This window comes from Comamonas sp. 7D-2, from assembly GCF_022749555.1.
GTDB lineage: Bacteria > Pseudomonadota > Gammaproteobacteria > Burkholderiales > Burkholderiaceae_C > Comamonas > Comamonas thiooxydans.
In genome coordinates, this window is the sequence record NZ_CP094238.1 from 4,085,564 (window position 1) to 4,104,075 (window position 18,512).

The following is an 18,512-nucleotide window of genomic DNA, read 5'->3' on the forward strand; positions in this document are numbered from 1 at the left end:
ACAGGGCTTGGTCAATACGCGACGGTGAAACGAGCCTTGACGTGTTCGTTCCTGTCCAGGGCATCGATCAACGCCACGGCCAGGTCCTGAACCGAAATATCGCCGGGCTGGCCGTCGGCCTGCACCAAAGGTTCGTCCTTGCCCGTGCGATAGTGACCGGTACGCCCCCTGGACTGCGCATCGGAGCCGCCATGGAAACCCACGGCCGGGCTCAGCATGGTCCAGTCCAGGGCGGCTTCCTTTTGCAGCTCGGCAAACATGTCGCGCGCCGCCGAAGCGCCGGGCTTGATGAAGGCCGGAAAATCGGGCGAATCCACCAGTTGCTGGCCATTCACATACAGGCTGCCGGCTCCGCCCACGACCAGATAACGCTTGATGCCCGCGGCCTTGACTCCTTGCACGATGGCACGCGAGCCCTGCATGAAATCGTCATAGATATTGGGATTGCTCCAGCCTGCGTTATAGGCGCTGACCACCGCATCGCAGCCGGTCACGGCGCGCTGCACCTCGTCGGCCTTGAGCACATCGGCCTTGACGAACTGCACATGTTCGCGCGCGGCAGCGGCCTCGGGCTTGCGTACCAGGGCCACGACCTCGTGACCGCGACGCAGCAACTCATCCAGCAACCCGGCACCGACAAAACCCGTGGCGCCAATCAATGCGACTTTCATTGGAAAACTCCTTATATCTTCAACAGGGCTAAAGATTAATCGCCATTAATTGCGAGAAAAACCCCTTTCAGCCACCATGACCTTGAAGCAGCACTTCAAAATAGCCCCATGGAAGATTTCAGACGCATGGCCATTTTTGCCGCCGTGGTGGAGCGCGGCAGCATGAGCGCAGCCGCCCGCCAGCTCGACATGACGCCCTCGGCCGTCAGCCAGCACATCCGTCAGCTGGAGCACGATGCTGGCCTGACGCTGCTGCACCGCTCCACGCGCCAGCTGACGCTGACCGATGCCGGCCAGCGCTTCTACACCCAGTGCGCTGCCATGTGCGAGGCCGCCAGCCGGGCGCGCGCCGAACTGGCCGCCGAGCATCAGCGGCCCAGCGGCGAGCTGCGTCTGGCTGCTCCGGCCGGCTTTACCCAGCATGCGGCCCCGGCGCTGGGCCAGTGGCTGGCCATGCATCCTGAGCTGCGGTTGCGTCTGCTCATGGATGACGCACCCATAGATCTGATCCAGGCGCGCGTGGATCTGGCGCTGCGCTTCGGCAATCTGCAGGACTCCAGCTGGGTGGCCCGCCACCTGGGACGCAGCGCCACCGTGCTCTGCGCCTCGCCGCATTGGATCAAGGCACACGGCAGCACGCCTCGACACCCTAGCGAGCTGGCACAGCTGCCCTGGCTGGAAATGAGCCGCAGCGACGACGCCCAGGCCGATTTTCTATGGCGCCAGCAGGGCACGGCGCAGGAGTACCGGCTGCAGGTGCGGCCGCTCATGGTAAGCAACCATCGCAGCGCGGTGCAGCAGTTCTGTGAAGCAGGCCTGGGACTTGCATTGCTCTCGGCCCATGACGTGGCGGCAAGTCTGGAGACGGGCAGCCTGGTGCGCCTGCTGCCTGATTGGGATATGGGCATGCTGGATATCTGGGCCGTCACCGCCAGCCGCGACAGCCTGCCCGCCAAGGTGCGCGAGGCCATCGAGGTGCTGCGCGAGTATTTCGCGCAGCTAGAGGGCATGCAGAACTAGCGCAATCCTTTCGCGTGCAACGCCCCAGCCAGCAGCCATCCATGCCTGCCTGCCCCCCAAAGACCGAAAGCAAAAAAGCCTGCAAATGCGAGGCATCCGCAGGCTTTGCAAAACAGGCCACACCACATGGCCTGGTGCACTCAAGGCAATCAGTTCAGGTCGATAGGCGTCTTGTTGCCGTTCACATAGCGGCTCAGCGTATAGCTGGGGTTCTTCATCTCGCCATTCTTCTCGAACTGGATCTTGGAGGTCACACCCGAATAGTCGGACTTCTGCAGGAAGGGGATATAGACCTTGGGGTCCCATGAATTGGCACGCTTCATGGCGTCGGCCAGCAGCATGGTGCCGTCATAGAAGTAGGGGCTGTAGACCTGGAACTGGCCCGGATACTTGGCGTCATAGCGCTTCTTCCACTCCGTGCCGCCAGGCATCTTGGCAATGGAGGCTCCGCCATCGGCGCAGACCACGTTCTCCAGCGGCTTGGCCCCGGCAGCCACCTTGGCCAGCTCGGTCACGCAAATGCCGTCACCGCCAAACATCTTGACGTCGTTCATGCCCAGCTGGGCCATCTGACGCAGCATGGGGCCGGCCTGACCATACATGCCGCCGTAGAAGATGGCATCGGGTTTCTTGGCCTTGATGGAGGTCAGAATGGCCATGAAGTCCGTGGCCTTGTCGTTGGTGAACTCGTTGGCCACGATCTTGATGCCATGCTTTGCGGCATCCTTCTTGAACACATTGGCCAGGCCCTGGCCATAGGCCGTGCGGTCGTCGATCACGGCCACATTCTTGAGCTTGAGATTCTTGGCCGCATAGCTAGCCAGCGCCGCGCCCAGGGCGTTGTCGTTGGCAATCACGCGGTAGGTGGTGTTCCAGCCGGGTTTAGTCAGATCGGGATTGGTCGCAGCGCCCGTGATCATGGGAATGCCGCAGTCCTGGAACACCTTGGAAGAAGGAATCGCCACGCCGGAGTTCACAAAGGCCACCGCACCGGCCACCTTGTCATCGCACAGTTTTTGCGAAGCCGCCGTGCCCTGCTTGGGATCGGCCACATCGTCCTCGGCCACCAGCACGAACTTGACCTTCTTGCCTCCGATTTCCATGCCCTTGGCGTTCAGGTCCTCGATGGCCATGCGCACGCCGTTTTCATCGTCCTTGCCGAAGTGAGCCTGAGGGCCGGAGGTCGGGCCGATATGGCCGATCTTGATGATCTGCTCCTGGGCCATCACGCCCCCTGCCATACCTGCTACGACTGTCGCGATACACAACTTGCCAAAATTCTTCATTGCGCACTCCACTCGGTTGAGACAAGACGCAACCTTATGCCCCGCGACAGGCAATTGGCAATGAGGCAATCACATAGGTGCAGCGAGTGCTACACCGGCACAACAATCAGTGTTTTCAGGGATCGGCAAGCGCCCCGGGCTGTGCTGGAAAAAACCGCCGCAAGCCCTTGCTCGCGAAATGGCAGCAGCGCCAAAGAAAAACGCCCCAGACTGGGGCGTTTTTCATCAAGGCCCGCTGCTCAGGCAGCCTTGGCCTGCAGCAGAGTATCCACCTTGGCATGCTGGTCCAGCGTGCTCAGGCAGGCATGGGCCACTTCCACGCCCTTCTTCACGAAGTGCTGGCGGAAGAACTCCACATGATCACCATGCTCGTGAAAATCGCGCGGCGTCAGCACGGCGGAGAACACGGGCACTTCGGAGTCCATCTGCACGCGCATCAGGCCGTCGATCACGGCCGTGGTCACGAATTCATGGCGATAGATGCCGCCGTTGACGATCAGTGCCGTGGCGATCACTGCATCGAAACGACCGCTTTGCGCCAGCTTCTTGGCCAGCAGCGGGATTTCAAAGGCGCCGGGCACGCTGAAATGCGTGATATTGCCGGCCTGCACGCCCTGTGCCAGGAGTTCGGCCTGGGCGGCATCGCGGGCCTGATAGACCACTTCGGTGTGCCAGCTGGCGCTGATGATGGCAATGCGGCTGCGGCTGGCGACGGCCTTCCAGGGCGTACCTTCGGAAGTCGCGTGAGTGGCAAAGTTCATGGAGATAGGGGTCTGATTCATGGTGGTATTTCCAGAAAATTCCAATGAATCAGGGCGTGCGCTGATACACCCGCCCATGCGGCAGCGATAGCTGCATCACGGACCGATGCTGCGCGATCTCTTTCATCCGGACTATGACCGTCGGCTCTGGCATCTCACCAGATCTGCTGACCCTGCTGGCTCTGGCGAGACTGCAGGCGCTCGCGGGCTGCTGCAGTCAATGCAAGACATTGCCACAGATACCGCCGGTGGGGAATTACACCCCGCCCTGAGAACGCTGCTTTGCGGCGAACCTGGATTCACCACAAGACGAAGTCATTCTAGCGACGCTTTGGCTGCGCTTTTGATAAAAGGGTCACTATGGCGTCAATCTGAAAAATCAAGAAAAAACCACCCTTAACGCTCGTCCACAAAGCGAAACTAGCTCTCATTTGATGAGCATACAGCGTAGCGAAGTCAACCCGGAACAGATGCCGGACGTTAAGAGCACAGGGCATTGCGCCCACCCACACCTCACCAGACACGCCATGAAACCATCCCTGCAGGCATTGATGTCCACCTCCACGCGCTGGGCCAGCATGGGGGCTTTGGCCGTGCTGTGCACTGCCTGCGCGGTTCCCGGCGAGTACGACTCCGGCTATGGCGGCGGCTACGGTGGCAGCTATGGCTCCACCACCATCTACAGCCCGCAGCCCGCTTATCCGGCCTATCCCGCCTACCCTGTGTACCAGGGTCAGGACCGCAATGACTGGGCCTGGCGCGAGCGTGAGCGTCGTCAATGGGAGCGCCAGCGCGAGCTGGAACGTGATCGCGCCCAGAACATGCGCGATCGTGAACAATGGCAACGCCAGATGGAGCGCGACCGCGCTCAGCAGCAGCGCGACCGGGACCAGCAGCGCCGCGAATGGGATCGCCAGCAATCCCAGAATCGCCGCGATCAGGACCAGATGCGCCGCCAGCAGGAGCGCGAGCAGCAACAGCAATCGCAACAGCGCGAGCGTGACCGCATGCAGGCCGAACGCGATCGCCAGCAACAGGCCCGCGACCGCCAACAGCAAGACCGCGAACGTGAGCGCGATCAGCGCCAGCAGCAACGCCAGCGCGAAGGCCAGCAGCAAGGCTTTCCTCCTCGCGGTGACTGGCGCTGACCGGGCGCTGTGGCACGGCACCGCTTCTGCTTTTCCTGCCGCCACTTCATAATTTGCAGGCACTCAAACGCCTTTGAAGGAGCGGTCATGCCAGAGCCCCTATCTCCCACTGTCATCATGCGCAAGCTGCCGCTGGGCTTGCTGCTGGGCTGGGCGCTGATCGCAGGCACGGCCCAGGCTCAGGTCATGCGCTGTGTCGATGCCAAGACCGGCGAGGTGACCTATACCAATGGCCGCTGCATCTCGGGCGAAATGAGCACGCAGATTCAGGCGGCACAAAGCGCCGAGGAAATTGCGTCCGAGCGTGCCAATGCCAGCCAGGCGCGGGAACGCAGCAAGGCCCAGATGGCGCGCGACGAAGCCCAGCGCCGCCAGCGTGAAGAGCAGGAGCGCAAGGAACGCGAGGCCGCCGAGAGAGCCCAGGCCCGGGCCGGTGCCAATCTGGAAAACACGGCCGCCTGCCGTCAGGCCCGCGAGCGCTACAACGCCATACTGGCCGAAGCCAGCCCCGACCCGGCCACCTGGGGAGAGCGCAGCCAGGCGGCCCAGGCCCAGATGGAGATGAACTGCCTGGGCGCAGCCGCCTACCAGCAACTGCAGCAAAGCCGGGCGCTGCAGCCCAATGCCATCAACCGCCCGCAGTGGGGCTACGGCTATCCCAACCGCTACCCGCCGGCACATCCCACGCCATCGCAGCCGCCCGCCAAGATTGTCAACTGCAATGTCTTCCGCTGCTATGACAACCGAGGCGGCGTGCATCCGATACCGTAATCCCCCTGAGGCGCTGTGCGCCTTCCCCCAAGGGGCGACAGTTTCGCTGCGCGGCGGCGTTTGCTTGCTGCCCAATGCCTGACCGCGCCAGTTTTTGAGGGTCGTGCTCTTGGCCCTGCCTAGCCTTGCAGGCCTTCTGTCACCGTGGGATAGCGCAGCCTGAGTCTCAACTCGCGCTTGAGCCGTCGATTCGAAAGCCGCCGCGACTCGCTCATGAAACTCAGCAGACTCGCCGGCAATTCTGTCTGTGCCTGCTCGCGCGAAATGCGCGGCGGGCGGGCCAGGCCGTAGAGATCGGCCGCCAGATCGAAGTAATCCCCCATCTTCAACTGCGTGTCGTCGCTGGCGTGATAGATGCGCTGCGGCTTGCCGCGCCACAGCGCAAGCAGGCAGGCACGCGCCAGATCGTCGGCATGAATATGATTGGTATAGACGTCGTCCGTGGACTGCAGCACGGCCGTGCCACGCTGCAGCCGGGCACGGGGCGTACCGCCCTCACGATCAGGTGCGTAGATGCCGGGAATGCGCAAGATGCTGGCCCGCAGGCCCGAGCGACCGGCAAAGCGCACGGCGAGTTCGGCATTCACACGGCGCTGCGCTCTAGCAGTCGTCGGCGCGACGGACCGGGTTTCGGCCACCCACTGCCCCTCGCAGTCGCCATAAACGCCCGAGGTCGATGCATAGACCAGGCTGCGCGGCAGACTGCGCAGGCGCAGTGCCCGCATGAGAGCCGTGGTGCGGGAGTCCAGCCACGAGCATTCATCCCCGGCGGCCGATGCCTGAGGCGGCGCCAGGTGCAGCACCCGCGTCGCAATGCCTGCCAGCCTGCGCAGGCTGGCCGGATCATCCAGATCCCCCCACAAGGGCCTCACAGCCTGGGCATGCAGTTGCTCGGCCCGACCTGGGCTGCGGCTCACGGCCAGTACCTGAATTCCGTGCCTGCCACGGCCTGAAGCGACCAGCAATCGGGCCACGCGCTGACCCACATCGCCGTGGCCGACGATCAATAAGCGTTCACGACGAAAGCGCGCTGGCAGCGCGCCCAATGGGCTTTGGTTTGAAGGCAAAATCGGGACCTGCTGCGTACAAGATCTAAGGAGCCACTGGCGTTGCTGCGACAGCAGCAGCGCCGACAAAAAGGCTGCCGGATACGCCTTCAAGGATAACCAAAACGTCATGACCGAGATTGCCCACGCTTCGTTTGAAATTACCGTCCAGCCCAGCGGACGTGCTTTTGCCACTCAGGGCGCTGAAACCATTCTGGCCGCGGCCATTCGCACCGGCGTCGGCCTGCCCTATGGCTGCAAGGACGGTGCTTGCGGCTCCTGCAAGTGCAAGAAGCTCAGCGGCGAAGTCAGCCACGGCACGCACTCGGACAAGGCTCTGACAGCCGAAGAGGAAGCCGGCGGCTATGTGCTGACCTGCTGCGCCACGCCCCACAGCGATGTGGTGCTGGAGTCGCGCCAGGTCACGGACGCCAGCTCCTTCCCCATCAAGAAGATGCCCGTGCGCGTGGCCGCTCTCGAGAAGAAGTCGCATGACGTGATGCAGGTGCGCCTGCAGTTGCCGGCCAGCGAGAAGTTCCGCTACCACGCCGGCCAGTATGTGGAGTTCATCCTGCGCGACGGTGCCCGCCGAGCCTACTCCATGGCCACCGCGCCCCACGTGCAGGAGACGGCACCCGGCATCGAGCTGCATATCCGTCACATGGAAGGCGGCAAGTTCACCGACCATGTCTTCGGCGGCATGAAGGAAAAGGAAATCCTGCGTGTGGAGGGCCCGTTCGGCAGCTTCTTCCTGCGCGAGGACTCGGACAAGCCCATCATCCTGCTCGCCTCGGGCACGGGCTTTGCCCCTATCAAGGCACTGATCGAGCATATGCGCCACAAGGGCATCAACCGCCCCGTCACGCTGTACTGGGGTGGCCGCCGCCCCACCGACCTGTATGACGCCAACTGGATTGCCGAACACACGGCCGCCATGCCCCAGTTCAGGTATGTGCCCGTGATCTCCGACGCCCTGGCCGAGGATGCCTGGACGGGCCGCACCGGCTTTGTCCATCAGGCCGTGCTGGACGACTTTGCCGACCTGTCCGGCTACCAGGTCTATGCCTGCGGTGCTCCCATCGTCGTGGATTCGGCCCGCGCCGCTTATACCAGCGAACGCGCGCTGCCTGCCGAAGAGTTCTACGCCGACGCATTCACCTCCGAAGCGGACAAGTAAGAGCGCTGTTTTGCGTAAACCCTGATGCATTCCATGGCGCATCAGGGTTTACGCGCAATTTTCTTGCACAAGTAACCGCCAGCTCCGGAGCCGATGCAATTTTTTGCACAATAGAGCTCTATGAACCGTAGAAACAGCCTTCTCTCGGTCATGGCGGCCGTTGCTGCCTTGGCCTCTCCCCTCTCCCAGGCCCAAGAACCCATCCGTCTGATCGTGCCCTATGCGCCCGGTGGTCCGCTGGACATCACCTCCCGCGCTCTGGCAGAGCGGGTGCGCGATTCTCTGGGCGTCGTCATCATCGACAACAAGGCCGGTGCCGGCGGCAACATTGGCGCCGACGCCATTGCCAAAGCCCAGCCCGACGGCCTGACCATAGGCCTGGCCGCCACGGCCACGCATGCCGTCAACCCCTGGCTCTATACCAAGATGCCCTATGACGCGGGCAAGGACTTTGCCGGCATCACCCAGATGGTGCGCGTGCCCAATGTGCTGGTGATGAATGCTGCCAAGGCCGAGCAGCTCAAGATCCATAGCGTGGCCGATCTGATCACCTACGCCAAGGGCCATCCCGGCAAGCTCAACTACGGCAGCGGCGGCAATGGCTCCGCAGGCCATCTGGCCGGCGAGATGCTCAAGCAAAAGGCCGGCATCTTCGCCCTGCACGTACCCTACCGTGGCGCCAACCCCGCCCAGCTGGCCCTGCTGTCTGGCGAGGTGGACTTCAATATCGACAACCTGGCTGCGGCCGCGCCCAATATCAAGAGCGGCAAGCTGGTGGCACTGGCTGTGACTTCTCTCAATGCCTCGCCGCTGCTGCCCGGCGTGCCCGCGCTGTCCAAGAGCTACCCCGGTTTTGCCATCGACACCTGGTGGGGACTGGTTGCCCCGGCAGGCACCCCCAAGCCCGTGCTGGACAAGCTGAGCAAGGCCTTCAATGATGCCCTGCAAGCACCGGAAACCAAGACCCGCTTCAACGCCCTGATGGCCGAACCCGTGGGCTCCACGCCCGCCGAATTCGACAAGTTCATGGCCTCCGAGCGCGCCAAATACCAGCCCATCGTCAAGGCCTCCGGCGCCAAGGTCGACTGACGAGTCCTGGCACTGATAAAAAAGCCCCGGTAGCCTGACGGCTCCGGGGCTTTTTTAGGTAGTTTCAGCCTCAATCGCTTGCCAGGCAGGCGTGAGAAGCTATCAAATCTGAACTACGCTGACTGCTCTATCCACCAGCCCCGGGCCAGGCTGCGCTCTATGCCCTGATCTGCCACTGCCTGCAGCTGTTCGGCACTCACGCAGCCAGGCGCAATTTCGGCCAGCGGCAGCAGCACAAAGGCACGCTGCCACATGCGCGGGTGGGGAAGGGTCAGCTCGGTAGCATCCGAGTGCCGGTCGCCCCATAGCTCGATATCCAGATCCAGCGTGCGCGGTGCATTGCGGTAGGGGCGCTCGCGTCCGGCCTGCAGCTCGATCGCCTGCAGCGCATGCAGCAGATCCAGCGGCTCCTGCCCGGTGCGCAGCAACGCCACCGCATTCAGATAGTCAGGCCCGGACGAATCAATGGGTTTGCTGCTGTAGAGCGAGGACACCGCCAACAGCTCGGTCCGGGCCAGCCCGGCCATCGCCGCCACGGCCCAGGACAGGGTCCGGCGTGCATCGCCGAGGTTGGCCCCGAGACCGACCGCAACCGTGTCGGACGCCAGCGCGGCCGGTTTATTCATTACCACCGGCGACCGGAGCAGCACCGGCGGATGGTTTGCGGCGACGGCGACGGCGCTTTTTGGGCGCGGCGGCATCGCCTTCTGAGGCGACCTGATCCAGCGGGCTGTCCTGCTCGCCTTCGGCTTTTTTCTTGGTCACGCGATGCACCTTGGGCGCCGTTTGCTGCTGGGCACGCTGGCGGGCGCGCTGCTCGTCGCGGGCCTGGGCAATCAGATCATCGCGCTGGGCATCATCGGCCTGCTGGAACTCCTGCCACCAGCTGGCCAGACTTTCCTCGACCTCGCCGATATCGGCACGCAGGCGCATGAAGTCAAAACCGGCGCGGAAGCGCGGCTGCGCCACCATGGAGTGCGGAGTGGCTCCGGTGCGCTTGTCAAAGCGCGGCTGCATGACCCAGATCTCGCGCATATCGGCAGCCAGCTTGCCCCGACCCGAGACATCGCCGATACGCTGATCGAACACCTCGTCGATCGACTCCTGCAGCGCAGGGAAAGGGTGATAGCTCTTGGCCAGACGCTTTTCCCAGCCCTGCTTGACATCCTGCCACAGCACGCAGGCCAGCAAAAAGCTGGGTGCCACGGGCTTGCCTTCGGCCACACGGCGGTCGGTATCCATCAGTGCGGCCTGCACGAAGGGATGGTCGGCACGCTCCATGACCACGTCCAGCAGCGGATAGATGCCGCGCGACAGGCCCAGTTCCTTGAGCTGAGCCACCGAGGCCAGCGCGTGACCAGTCTGCAGCAGCTTGAGCATTTCGTCGAACAAGCGGCTTTGCGGTACTTCCTGCAGCAGCGGCTCGCACTCGACCAGGGGCTTGGCGGTCTTGGCTTCGAGCTTGAAGCCCTTGCCACTGAGCTTGGCGGCAAAGCGCACGGCACGAATGATGCGCACCGGGTCTTCGCGGTAGCGCGTGGCCGGATCGCCGATCATGCGCAGCACCTTCTTCTTGGCATCCGCAATGCCGCCGTGATAGTCGACCACGATCTGTGTCTCGGGGTCGTAGTACATGGCGTTGATGGTGAAGTCGCGGCGCGTGGCATCCTGGTCCTGCGGGCCCCAGACGTTGTCACGCAGCACGCGGCCGCTGGCATCCACGGCATGCTTCAGTCCTGCGAGCTGATTCTTGCTGGTACGTTCATTGCCGCTGACCTGCTCGGCCGCACTGTTGTCCAGAAAGGCCCGGAAGGTGGAAACCTCGATGACTTCGTTTTCCCGGCCGCGGCCATAGACCACATGCACGATGCGAAAACGCTTGCCGATGATGAAGGCGCGGCGAAACAGGTTCTTGACCTGCTCGGGCGTGGCATCGGTGGCCACGTCGAAGTCCTTGGGGCGCAGGCCCAGCAGCAGGTCGCGCACGGCGCCGCCGACGATATAGGCCTCGTAGCCCGAGCGCTTGAGGGTCTGCACCACATCGATGGCGCGACGGTCCACCAGATTCGGGTCTATGCCATGCACCTGAACCGGCACTTCCTCACGCTTGCCGAACTTGGGCTTGCGCGAGCGGGGGGCTGCGGGCGCCTTGCCCAGCAGCTTGTCAATAATGGTCTTGATCATGGTGCTTCGCTAAATAGGTCCACGATGCGCCAGCCGCGTTCCTCGGCCAGGGCACGCAAGCGCGCATCGGGGTTGGTGGCCACCGGGTGATCCACTTTTTCAAGCAGGGGCACATCGTTCATGGAGTCGCTGTAGAAGGTCGCTTCCACATCCTCCCAGCGCAGGCCGCGCTGGGTCAGCCATTCGGTCATGCGCACGACCTTGCCCTCGCGCATATTGGGAATACCGTCAATCTCGCCCGTGAACCAGCCGCTGCCATCACGCACCAGCTCGGTCGCCAGCAGATGCTGCACGCCGAAGGCCTGGGCAATGGGGCGCGTCACAAACTCGTTGGTGGCCGAGGTGATGACCACGGTGTCGCCCGCATCCAGGTGCTGCTGCACCAGGGCCAGGGCGGCAGGCTTGATCGCCGGGCGAATCACCTCGTCCATGAAGCGCTGGTGCGCAGCCGTGGCTGCAGCCTCGCCGCGCTGGACCACGGCAGCCGTGGCAAAGCGCACATAGTCGGGAATGTTGAGACGGCCGGCCAGATAGTCGTCAAAAAAGGCGTCGTTCTGGCGCCCGAACTCCTCGCGGTCGCACCAGCCGATGGCAATGGAGAACTCGCCCCAGCCATGGTCGGAGTCCAGCGGCAGCAGCGTATGGTCCAGGTCAAACAGGGCCAGCCTGGGCTTGATAGCCAATTCAGAAGTCGACATGCAAATCCAACAAAAAGTGCTGTGGCATGGCCAAAGCAGAAAGCGTGAGCAGAGGCCTCACTCGGTTTCCAGCATGGTCTTGAGCAGCGGGATGGTGATGGCGCGCTTGTTGCGCAGGGCAAAACCGTCCAGCATGTCCAGCAGCTGCATCAGCGAGCCCAGATCGCGCGAAAAGCGCCTGAGCATGTAATCCATCACTTCGTCGCTCAGAAACACGCCACGGGCATCGGCTTCCTGACGCAGCACGGCACGCCGTGCCGACTCGTCGAGCAGATGCAGCTGATAGACATGACCCCAGCCAAGGCGGGTGCGCAAGTCCTCGCGCATCTTGAGATCGGCGACTGGCAGCTGGCCTGCAGCCAGCACCCAGCGCGGCAGGCCGGTGGCAGGGCTGGTGGCATTCACAAACCAGTTGAAGGCACGCGCCTGCTGGAACGGGGTGTAGATGTCCACATCGTCCATGAGCACGGCGGCCCAGCGTTCGTCGAACTCGGGCGGGAACGGCGTGGATGCATCCATCCAGCCCACCATGGCTCCTTGCTCGCGCAGGGCTTCACGCACCGCCTTGAGCAAATGACTCTTGCCGGACCCGGCCTCTCCCCAGAGATAGGTGGGCACCGGCGTTCGCGACTGCTGCAGCTGGCCATCGCCCACCCAGTGACGCAGGTGATCGATCAACGCAGCATTGGGGCCGACAAAGAAACGCGCGAGCGTCGGGCCGGGCGCCATGCTGATATCCAGAGCCAGCTGCTTCATCTGCGACATACGCGCAGCGCCCCCTTTCCTGGGCACTCAACAGCCCATGCGGCGAAATCTGGCAGGAGATTCATCAGCATCAATGGTGGAAGATACAAAGGCCCGGACGCGCACTTAGATCAGGCCCTGCAATATGCCCTAGCGTGATCACTCGGTAACAAAAGCACCAATTTTAGTCTGCACTCGCAGCCCCCGAGCGGCTTCGGGCTGATTTTGCCTACTGCCGTTGTTGTAGTCAGGCCATGAATGCTCCAGCAAAACCCTTTGACGCATGTCCGGGCGCCCCCGCTGCACGGGCAAGCGCCGTAGAATCCCGGGGTTTCCGCCCAGCAGGGCGCCCCCGCACCGGATCCATCGATGAGCTCTTCCGCATCCTCCTCTACCCCCATTTCCTACAAAGACGCCGGTGTTGACATCGACGCAGGCGACGCCCTGGTCGAACGCATCAAGCCCCTGGCCAAGAAAACCATGCGCGAAGGCGTGATGGCCGGCATCGGCGGCTTCGGCGCCCTGTTCGAAGTGCCCAAGCGCTACAAGGAACCCGTTCTGGTGTCCGGCACCGACGGCGTGGGCACCAAGCTCAAGCTGGCCTTCGAGTGGAATATGCACGATACCGTGGGCATCGACCTGGTGGCCATGAGCGTGAACGATGTGCTGGTGCAGGGTGCCGAGCCTCTGTTCTTCCTCGACTATTTCGCCTGCGGCAAGCTGCATGTGGACACCGCTGCTGCCGTGGTGGGCGGTATTGCCAAGGGTTGCGAGCTGTCCGGCTGCGCGCTGATCGGCGGTGAAACCGCTGAAATGCCCGGCATGTACCCCGATGGCGAATACGATCTGGCCGGCTTTGCCGTCGGCGCGGTCGAAAAGTCCAAGATCCTCAGCGGTCAGAACGTCAAGCCCGGCGATGTGGTGCTGGGCCTGGCTTCGCACGGCGTGCACTCCAACGGTTTCTCGCTGGTACGCAAGTGCATCGAGCGCGCCGAAGCCCAGGGCAGCGTGCCCGAGACCCTGGACGGCAAGCCCTTCAAGGCCGCCATCATGGAGCCCACCCGTCTGTATGTGAAGAATGTGCTGGCCGCACTGGACAAGCACTCCATCAAGGCCCTGGCCCACATTACGGGCGGCGGCCTGCTGGAAAACATCCCCCGCGTGCTGCCCGAAGGCACCGCAGCCCATCTGAAGGCCGGCAGCTGGCCCCAGACCGAGCTGTTCGCCTGGCTGCAAAAGACTGCCGGCATTGACGATATCGAGATGAACCGCACGTTCAACAACGGTATCGGCATGGTGGTGGTGGTGGCCGCTGAAGACGCAGAAGCCACGGCAGCCACACTGGCCGAGCTGGGCGAGAAGGTCTACAGCATCGGCGCCATCACGGAAATCGGCTCCGGCAAGCCCGTTGAAGTTCGCTAAGCAAATCTTCATCACAGCCCCTCTACCCCGAGCCTGAATGACGCAGCATTTGCCCGCCCCCATCACTACGCAACCGGGCCCTTCGCCCAAGGTCATACTGGCCAGTTACATATTGATGGGAGCAGCATTGCTGCTCGTCATGCATCAGGGAATACTCCCCGGCCTGCTGTGTGTGTGCGTAGGCTTCATGCTTACCCGCTCGCTTTCGCGCCTGCTGTCACGCGCCAACCCTCGCGCCTTTGCCAGCAACCAGCTGCCACGCTGGGCCCAGGTGGTTGCCACCACCATCGTGATTCTGGCGCCACTGGCCCTGCTCAGCGGCGCCCTCTCCCAGACCCGGACCTATATCACCGAAGCCCCCGCCCAGTACAAGGAACTGCTGGACTATCTGGCGGCCACGGTGCTGGAGCTGCGAGAGAAACTGCCCTCGGACATTGCCGATCAGCTGCCTGACGGTGCCCAGGAAATTCAAAGCAAGCTGGCCGGCTATCTGGCCGCCAAGGCCGGTGTGCTGGCCACTGCAGGCAGGGCCTGGCTCACTGGCTTGCTCTATGCCTATGTGGGCCTGATCATCGGCGCGCTGGCAGCCGTTCGCCCCATCGCCACGCGTCACCCGCCGCTGGTGCAGGCCCTGCAGCAGCGCATCGGTCACTTTGCCCTGGCCTTCAAGCAGATCGTGGCCGCCCAGTTCTGGATTGCGGCCTTCAACACGCTGCTGACGTCCATCTTCCTGTTGGCCATATTGCCGATCTGGAAGCTGCAACTGCCTTACACCCCCGCGCTGATCACGCTGACTTTTATCGCCGGGCTGATCCCCATCGTCGGCAACTTGCTGTGCAATGCCGTGCTGACGCTGGTCGGCCTGTCCGTATCGCCCATAGCTGCTGCTGCCTGCCTGGGCTTCCTGATCCTGATTCACAAGGCTGAATACGTGATCAACGCCAAGGTGGTGGGAACACGCACGCATATGGGCGTATGGGAGCTGCTGGCCGTGATGTTTGTGGCCGAGTCCGTCTTCGGCCCAGCAGGTCTGGTGGCAGCGCCGCTGTTCTATGCCTATCTCAAGAAAGAGCTGGAAGCCGCGCAACTGGTGTAAGCAAGCTGCTTGCCACCAAGGCGCTCAACCCGCGCGGCGCAGCCGGGCAATGGTTTTGGCGATGTAATCGGCCTCCTGCCCTTGTGCGGCAGGCGCATAACGCTCCAGATCCGATAGCGCTCTTTCAATCACTCCCCATTGGGCATACGCCATGCCGCGGTCCCGGAACAGCTCCTCGCGGCCAGGCTGCAACAGGATCAGGCGATTGAGCACGGCCACCAGCATGGGCCAGTCTTTCTGGACCTGATGAATCTCCTGCAGATTGCGCAGCATGCGCGCCACAACATCTCGCGGATGAGCGGCCTGCAGATACAGCCCCAGCGGCGGCGCATCATCGGGTGAAATGCCGGCCTGATCGAGAAACGGCTGCAGGCGCTCTGCCAAGGCGCTTGCGGAATAGGAGTCGCCTGTCAACGGATCCTGCACCACCTGCCCCTGCGGCAGCATGACCTTGACCAGAAAATGCCCTGGAAAGCCTATGCCCTCCACCGTCAGACCGATGCCGGCAGCCAGCTCCAGCCAGACCAGTGCCACGCTGATGGGAATGCCGCGCCTTGTCTGCAGCACATGGTGGATATAGCTGTTGGCAGGGTCGTAATAGTTGTTGAGGTTGCCGGCAAAGCCCAGCTCGCCATAGAAGAACTTGTTGAGCGCACCGAGCTTGCGCAAACCGTCCTCCTCGCCTGCCAGACGCTGCACCAAACGCACTTGCAGCCTGTCCAGCTCGGCCAGCACGGCCTGCAGGTCAAGATCAGGTTCGGCATCCTGAGCAATGCTGATGGCGGCTTCCATCAAGGCAAAGTTTTCATCACTCTGCACCAAAGACGCAAAATACTGCAGGGCCGTGGGGTACTCGTCTATCGTCCAGCTCATAGGCTGATTTGTAAGCCGCCTTGGCAGGTCATGCAAGCGAAATCCCCTTGATACGCCTGTAAAACCTGCACTGACCGCTCACTTTTCCATGAGCAACTCAAGCTTTAACGACGCAGCAATTGACGCAGATTCAGGCCCGACAGCATCAGCACGCCAAAGTAAAGCACGGCGGCACCAACCATCATGGCTGCCAGCAGACCTGCGCGCAGCAAGCCATTGCTGCGCAAGCCCACCCAGTCGAAGTGCTGACTGCCCCAGAGCAGCAGCACCGCCAGCAAGGCACTGGCCGCAATCACCTGCATGATGAACTTCAACCAGCCCGGCCTGGGCTTGTAGGTACCGCGACGCAACAAGCCCGTGAGCAGCCAGCTCGCGTTGACCAGTGCAGCCAGACCGATGGACAGGGCCAGCCCGGTGTGCTTGAGCCAGGGCACCAGCACCAGATTGAGCAACTGCGTAATCACCAGCACCACGATTGCGATCTTCACGGGTGTGCGGATGTCCTGGCTGGCGTAGTAGCCGGGGGCCAGCACCTTGATGGCCACCAGGCCCAGCAGGCCGGCGCCGTAGCCCATCAGCGCCAGGGCAATCTGCCCCACATCGCTGTCATGCAAGGCACCACGATGGAATAGCGTGGCCACCAGCGGCGTGGCAAAGGTCAGCAGGCCCACGGCGCAGGGCACGGCCAGCAGCACGACCAGGCGCAGACCCCAGTCCAGCATATTGGAATAGCGCTCGCCATCACCTGCCGCCTTGGCTGAAGCCAGCTGCGGCGTCAGCACCACTCCCAGAGCCACGCCCAGCAAGGCCGTGGGAAACTCCATCAGACGGTCGGCATAGAACAACCAGGTCACGCTTCCGGGCGCCATATAGGAAGCTATCTGGGTGTTGATCATCAATGAGACCTGGGCCACCCCTACCCCCAGCAGCGCCGGCCCCATCAGTGCCAGGATGCGACGCACACCCGCCTCGTCCCAGGCTGCGCGAATGGCTGCGTACGAGAAGCCTATGCGTGGCATCAGCCTCATGGAGCGCAACGCAGGAATCTGCACCGCCAGTTGCAGCACGCCGCCCAGCATCACGCCGCCAGCCATGGCATAGATGGGTTCTATGCCCTGCTTCTCGAACCAGGGGGCTCCCAGCAGAGCCGCCACGATCATGCTGATATTGAGCAGCACGGGCGTGGCTGCCGACACCGCGAACTTCTTCCAAGTATTGAGAATGCCTGCCGACAGAGCCACCAGCGACATAAAGCCGATATAGGGGAACATCCAGCGCGTCATCACCACGGCTGCGTGATAGCCGTCGGGTGACTGGCGCATGCCGCTGGCCAGCAGCCAGACCAGCAGCGGCGCGCCGATCACGCCCAAGACGCAGACCACCAGCAGAGCCCAGAACAGCATGGTCGCGACATGGCTGATCAGGTGGCGCGTGGCCTCCTCGCCATCCCGGGTCTTGCTCGCGGCCAGCACCGGCACAAAGGCCTGGCTGAAAGCCCCTTCGGCGAACAGGCGCCGGAACAGGTTGGGAATTCTGAAGGCGACATTGAACGCGTCTGTGAGGGCATTGGCTCCAAACATGGAGGCCATGAGCAGATCGCGAACCAGCCCCGAAACACGGGAGGCCAGCGTCATCAGGGATACGGTGGAGGCGGCTTTGAACAGTGACACGCAGCGAAGTGTATGCGTTCATGCCAAGCGCTGCAGGCTGATTTGCGGCGCTTTTCACTCTGTAGCAATCCAGCGATCTCAAACCAGACACGGCCCAACACAGAGACATCGAGCAAGGGCCTTGGCGGCCCCGCCGCCCCGCCGCGAGGATGTCGTCCCCCTTAAAGGGGGAAGCGGCAAAGCCGCACAGGGGGTGATACAATCCACGGTTTTGCTGACATCATCCTCAGACACACAAGGAAATAAATCATGGCAACTAAAGCCAAAAAGAACCCCCGCCTGGCTTCTGGCCGCAAGCGCGCCCGCCAGAACGTCAAGCTGAACGCTGCGAACACTTCGCTGCGTTCCAAGTACCGTACTGCTGTCAAGAATGTCGAGAAGGCTGTTGTGGCCGGCGACAAGACCAAGGCAGCCGAACTGTTTGCCAAGGCTCAGTCCGTGATCGACGCGATCGCTGACAAGGGCATCTTCCACAAGAACAAGGCAGCTCGCGACAAGAGCCGCCTGTCCGCCAAGGTCAAGACCCTGGCTCTGGCTGCTTAATACCAGCCTCCCTCAAGCACGGATGACTTCGGTCGTCTGCCGTTTGTAACGGGTGCGCTGTCAGCAAAAACATCAAAACCGCCTCAGGGCGGTTTTTTTGTTGCCTGTGCCCGACATGACTGCCTCATCAAGGCATGCACAGACGCGCCTCACGCCTAGCACAAAGCGCCCTAATACGAATTGATTAGCGTCAGTTTTTGACTTCCCTAGGACAATCCCCAGGTCGGGGAGTCTCATGTCTTTTATAGGACTTGCCCCGTATCTTCGCAAAAAGCCTGCCGCCTGCCCGCAGGCTTTTTTGATAGTCAAGTCT

Annotated in this window: 18 protein-coding genes and 1 riboswitch; of the genes, 8 read left to right on the forward strand and 10 right to left on the reverse strand. The window is 62.6% G+C overall.

Annotation, left to right across the window (positions count from 1 at the left end; translation table 11 throughout):
• Positions 1-11 precede the first annotated feature (11 nt).
• Positions 12-671, reverse strand: coding sequence for an NAD(P)-dependent oxidoreductase (locus tag MPZ60_RS18705; protein WP_034353514.1), 660 nt, complete (start codon positions 669-671; stop codon positions 12-14).
• 108 nt (positions 672-779) lie between these two features.
• On the opposite strand from MPZ60_RS18705, the gene MPZ60_RS18710 reads away from it, so the two are divergent.
• Positions 780-1,691 (forward strand): LysR family transcriptional regulator, encoded by a 912-nt coding sequence (locus MPZ60_RS18710; RefSeq protein WP_034353517.1) that lies wholly within the window; start codon positions 780-782, stop codon positions 1,689-1,691.
• A gap of 149 nt (positions 1,692-1,840) precedes the next feature.
• Here the strand turns inward: MPZ60_RS18710 and MPZ60_RS18715 are convergent, their stop codons facing one another.
• On the reverse strand, positions 1,841-2,977 hold the full coding sequence (locus tag MPZ60_RS18715; RefSeq protein WP_034353520.1) for a branched-chain amino acid ABC transporter substrate-binding protein: 1,137 nt from the start codon (positions 2,975-2,977) through the stop codon (positions 1,841-1,843).
• A 239-nt stretch (positions 2,978-3,216) separates the two neighbouring features.
• A complete protein-coding gene (locus MPZ60_RS18720) occupies positions 3,217-3,759 on the reverse strand; it encodes a 6,7-dimethyl-8-ribityllumazine synthase (protein WP_034353523.1) in 543 nt (180 codons plus the stop codon).
• A 90-nt stretch (positions 3,760-3,849) separates the two neighbouring features.
• Positions 3,850-4,018, reverse strand: a riboswitch (FMN riboswitch).
• Between the two features lie 247 nt (positions 4,019-4,265).
• Here MPZ60_RS18720 and MPZ60_RS18725 point away from each other — a divergent pair.
• Both MPZ60_RS18725 and MPZ60_RS18730 read left to right on the forward strand, forming a co-directional pair.
• Positions 4,266-4,886, forward strand: coding sequence for a hypothetical protein (locus MPZ60_RS18725; RefSeq protein ID WP_034353526.1), 621 nt, complete (start codon positions 4,266-4,268; stop codon positions 4,884-4,886).
• Between the two features lie 87 nt (positions 4,887-4,973).
• Positions 4,974-5,657 (forward strand): DUF4124 domain-containing protein, encoded by a 684-nt coding sequence (locus MPZ60_RS18730; RefSeq protein WP_034353530.1) that lies wholly within the window; start codon positions 4,974-4,976, stop codon positions 5,655-5,657.
• 119 nt (positions 5,658-5,776) lie between these two features.
• Here MPZ60_RS18730 and MPZ60_RS18735 read toward each other — a convergent pair whose 3' ends face one another.
• Positions 5,777-6,664, reverse strand: a complete 888-nt coding sequence (locus tag MPZ60_RS18735; RefSeq protein ID WP_080746092.1) for an SDR family oxidoreductase — start codon at positions 6,662-6,664, stop codon at positions 5,777-5,779.
• Positions 6,665-6,833: 169 nt separating this feature from the next.
• Between MPZ60_RS18735 and MPZ60_RS18740 the strand changes: the two genes are divergently transcribed.
• Both MPZ60_RS18740 and MPZ60_RS18745 read left to right on the forward strand, forming a co-directional pair.
• Positions 6,834-7,880 carry a CDP-6-deoxy-delta-3,4-glucoseen reductase gene (locus tag MPZ60_RS18740; RefSeq protein WP_034353536.1) on the forward strand — a complete coding sequence of 349 codons (1,047 nt, stop codon included), beginning with the start codon at positions 6,834-6,836 and terminating at the stop codon, positions 7,878-7,880.
• Positions 7,881-8,000: 120 nt separating this feature from the next.
• Positions 8,001-8,969: a tripartite tricarboxylate transporter substrate binding protein gene (locus tag MPZ60_RS18745; RefSeq protein WP_034353539.1), complete on the forward strand. Its 969-nt coding sequence runs from the start codon at positions 8,001-8,003 to the stop codon at positions 8,967-8,969.
• A 113-nt stretch (positions 8,970-9,082) separates the two neighbouring features.
• Here MPZ60_RS18745 and folK read toward each other — a convergent pair whose 3' ends face one another.
• The 4 genes from folK to hda are packed head-to-tail and all read right to left on the reverse strand — an operon-like array spanning position 9,083 to position 12,607.
• Positions 9,083-9,595: a 2-amino-4-hydroxy-6-hydroxymethyldihydropteridine diphosphokinase gene (gene folK, locus MPZ60_RS18750; protein ID WP_034353542.1), complete on the reverse strand. Its 513-nt coding sequence runs from the start codon at positions 9,593-9,595 to the stop codon at positions 9,083-9,085.
• Positions 9,588-11,153, reverse strand: coding sequence for a polynucleotide adenylyltransferase PcnB (gene pcnB, locus MPZ60_RS18755; RefSeq protein ID WP_034353547.1), 1,566 nt, complete (start codon positions 11,151-11,153; stop codon positions 9,588-9,590). Before pcnB ends, folK begins: the two co-directional genes overlap by 8 nt.
• Complete coding sequence (locus MPZ60_RS18760; protein ID WP_012839452.1) at positions 11,150-11,851, reverse strand: HAD family phosphatase; 702 nt, start codon at positions 11,849-11,851, stop codon at positions 11,150-11,152. Before MPZ60_RS18760 ends, pcnB begins: the two co-directional genes overlap by 4 nt.
• Positions 11,852-11,908: 57 nt before the next feature.
• Positions 11,909-12,607: a DnaA regulatory inactivator Hda gene (gene hda, locus MPZ60_RS18765; RefSeq protein WP_003070849.1), complete on the reverse strand. Its 699-nt coding sequence runs from the start codon at positions 12,605-12,607 to the stop codon at positions 11,909-11,911.
• Positions 12,608-12,964: 357 nt separating this feature from the next.
• On the opposite strand from hda, the gene purM reads away from it, so the two are divergent.
• Positions 12,965-14,017, forward strand: coding sequence for a phosphoribosylformylglycinamidine cyclo-ligase (gene purM / locus MPZ60_RS18770; RefSeq protein WP_034353551.1), 1,053 nt, complete (start codon positions 12,965-12,967; stop codon positions 14,015-14,017).
• Positions 14,018-14,054: 37 nt separating this feature from the next.
• Positions 14,055-15,113, forward strand: coding sequence for an AI-2E family transporter (locus tag MPZ60_RS18775; protein ID WP_034353554.1), 1,059 nt, complete (start codon positions 14,055-14,057; stop codon positions 15,111-15,113).
• Between the two features lie 24 nt (positions 15,114-15,137).
• Here MPZ60_RS18775 and MPZ60_RS18780 read toward each other — a convergent pair whose 3' ends face one another.
• Both MPZ60_RS18780 and murJ read right to left on the reverse strand, forming a co-directional pair.
• Complete coding sequence (locus tag MPZ60_RS18780; RefSeq protein WP_003070846.1) at positions 15,138-15,986, reverse strand: SirB1 family protein; 849 nt, start codon at positions 15,984-15,986, stop codon at positions 15,138-15,140.
• Positions 15,987-16,090: 104 nt separating this feature from the next.
• A complete protein-coding gene (murJ, locus tag MPZ60_RS18785) occupies positions 16,091-17,656 on the reverse strand; it encodes a murein biosynthesis integral membrane protein MurJ (protein ID WP_034353558.1) in 1,566 nt (521 codons plus the stop codon).
• Positions 17,657-17,905: 249 nt separating this feature from the next.
• Between murJ and rpsT the strand changes: the two genes are divergently transcribed.
• Positions 17,906-18,199 (forward strand): 30S ribosomal protein S20, encoded by a 294-nt coding sequence (rpsT, locus tag MPZ60_RS18790; RefSeq protein ID WP_003052598.1) that lies wholly within the window; start codon positions 17,906-17,908, stop codon positions 18,197-18,199.
• Positions 18,200-18,512: the final 313 nt, after the last annotated feature.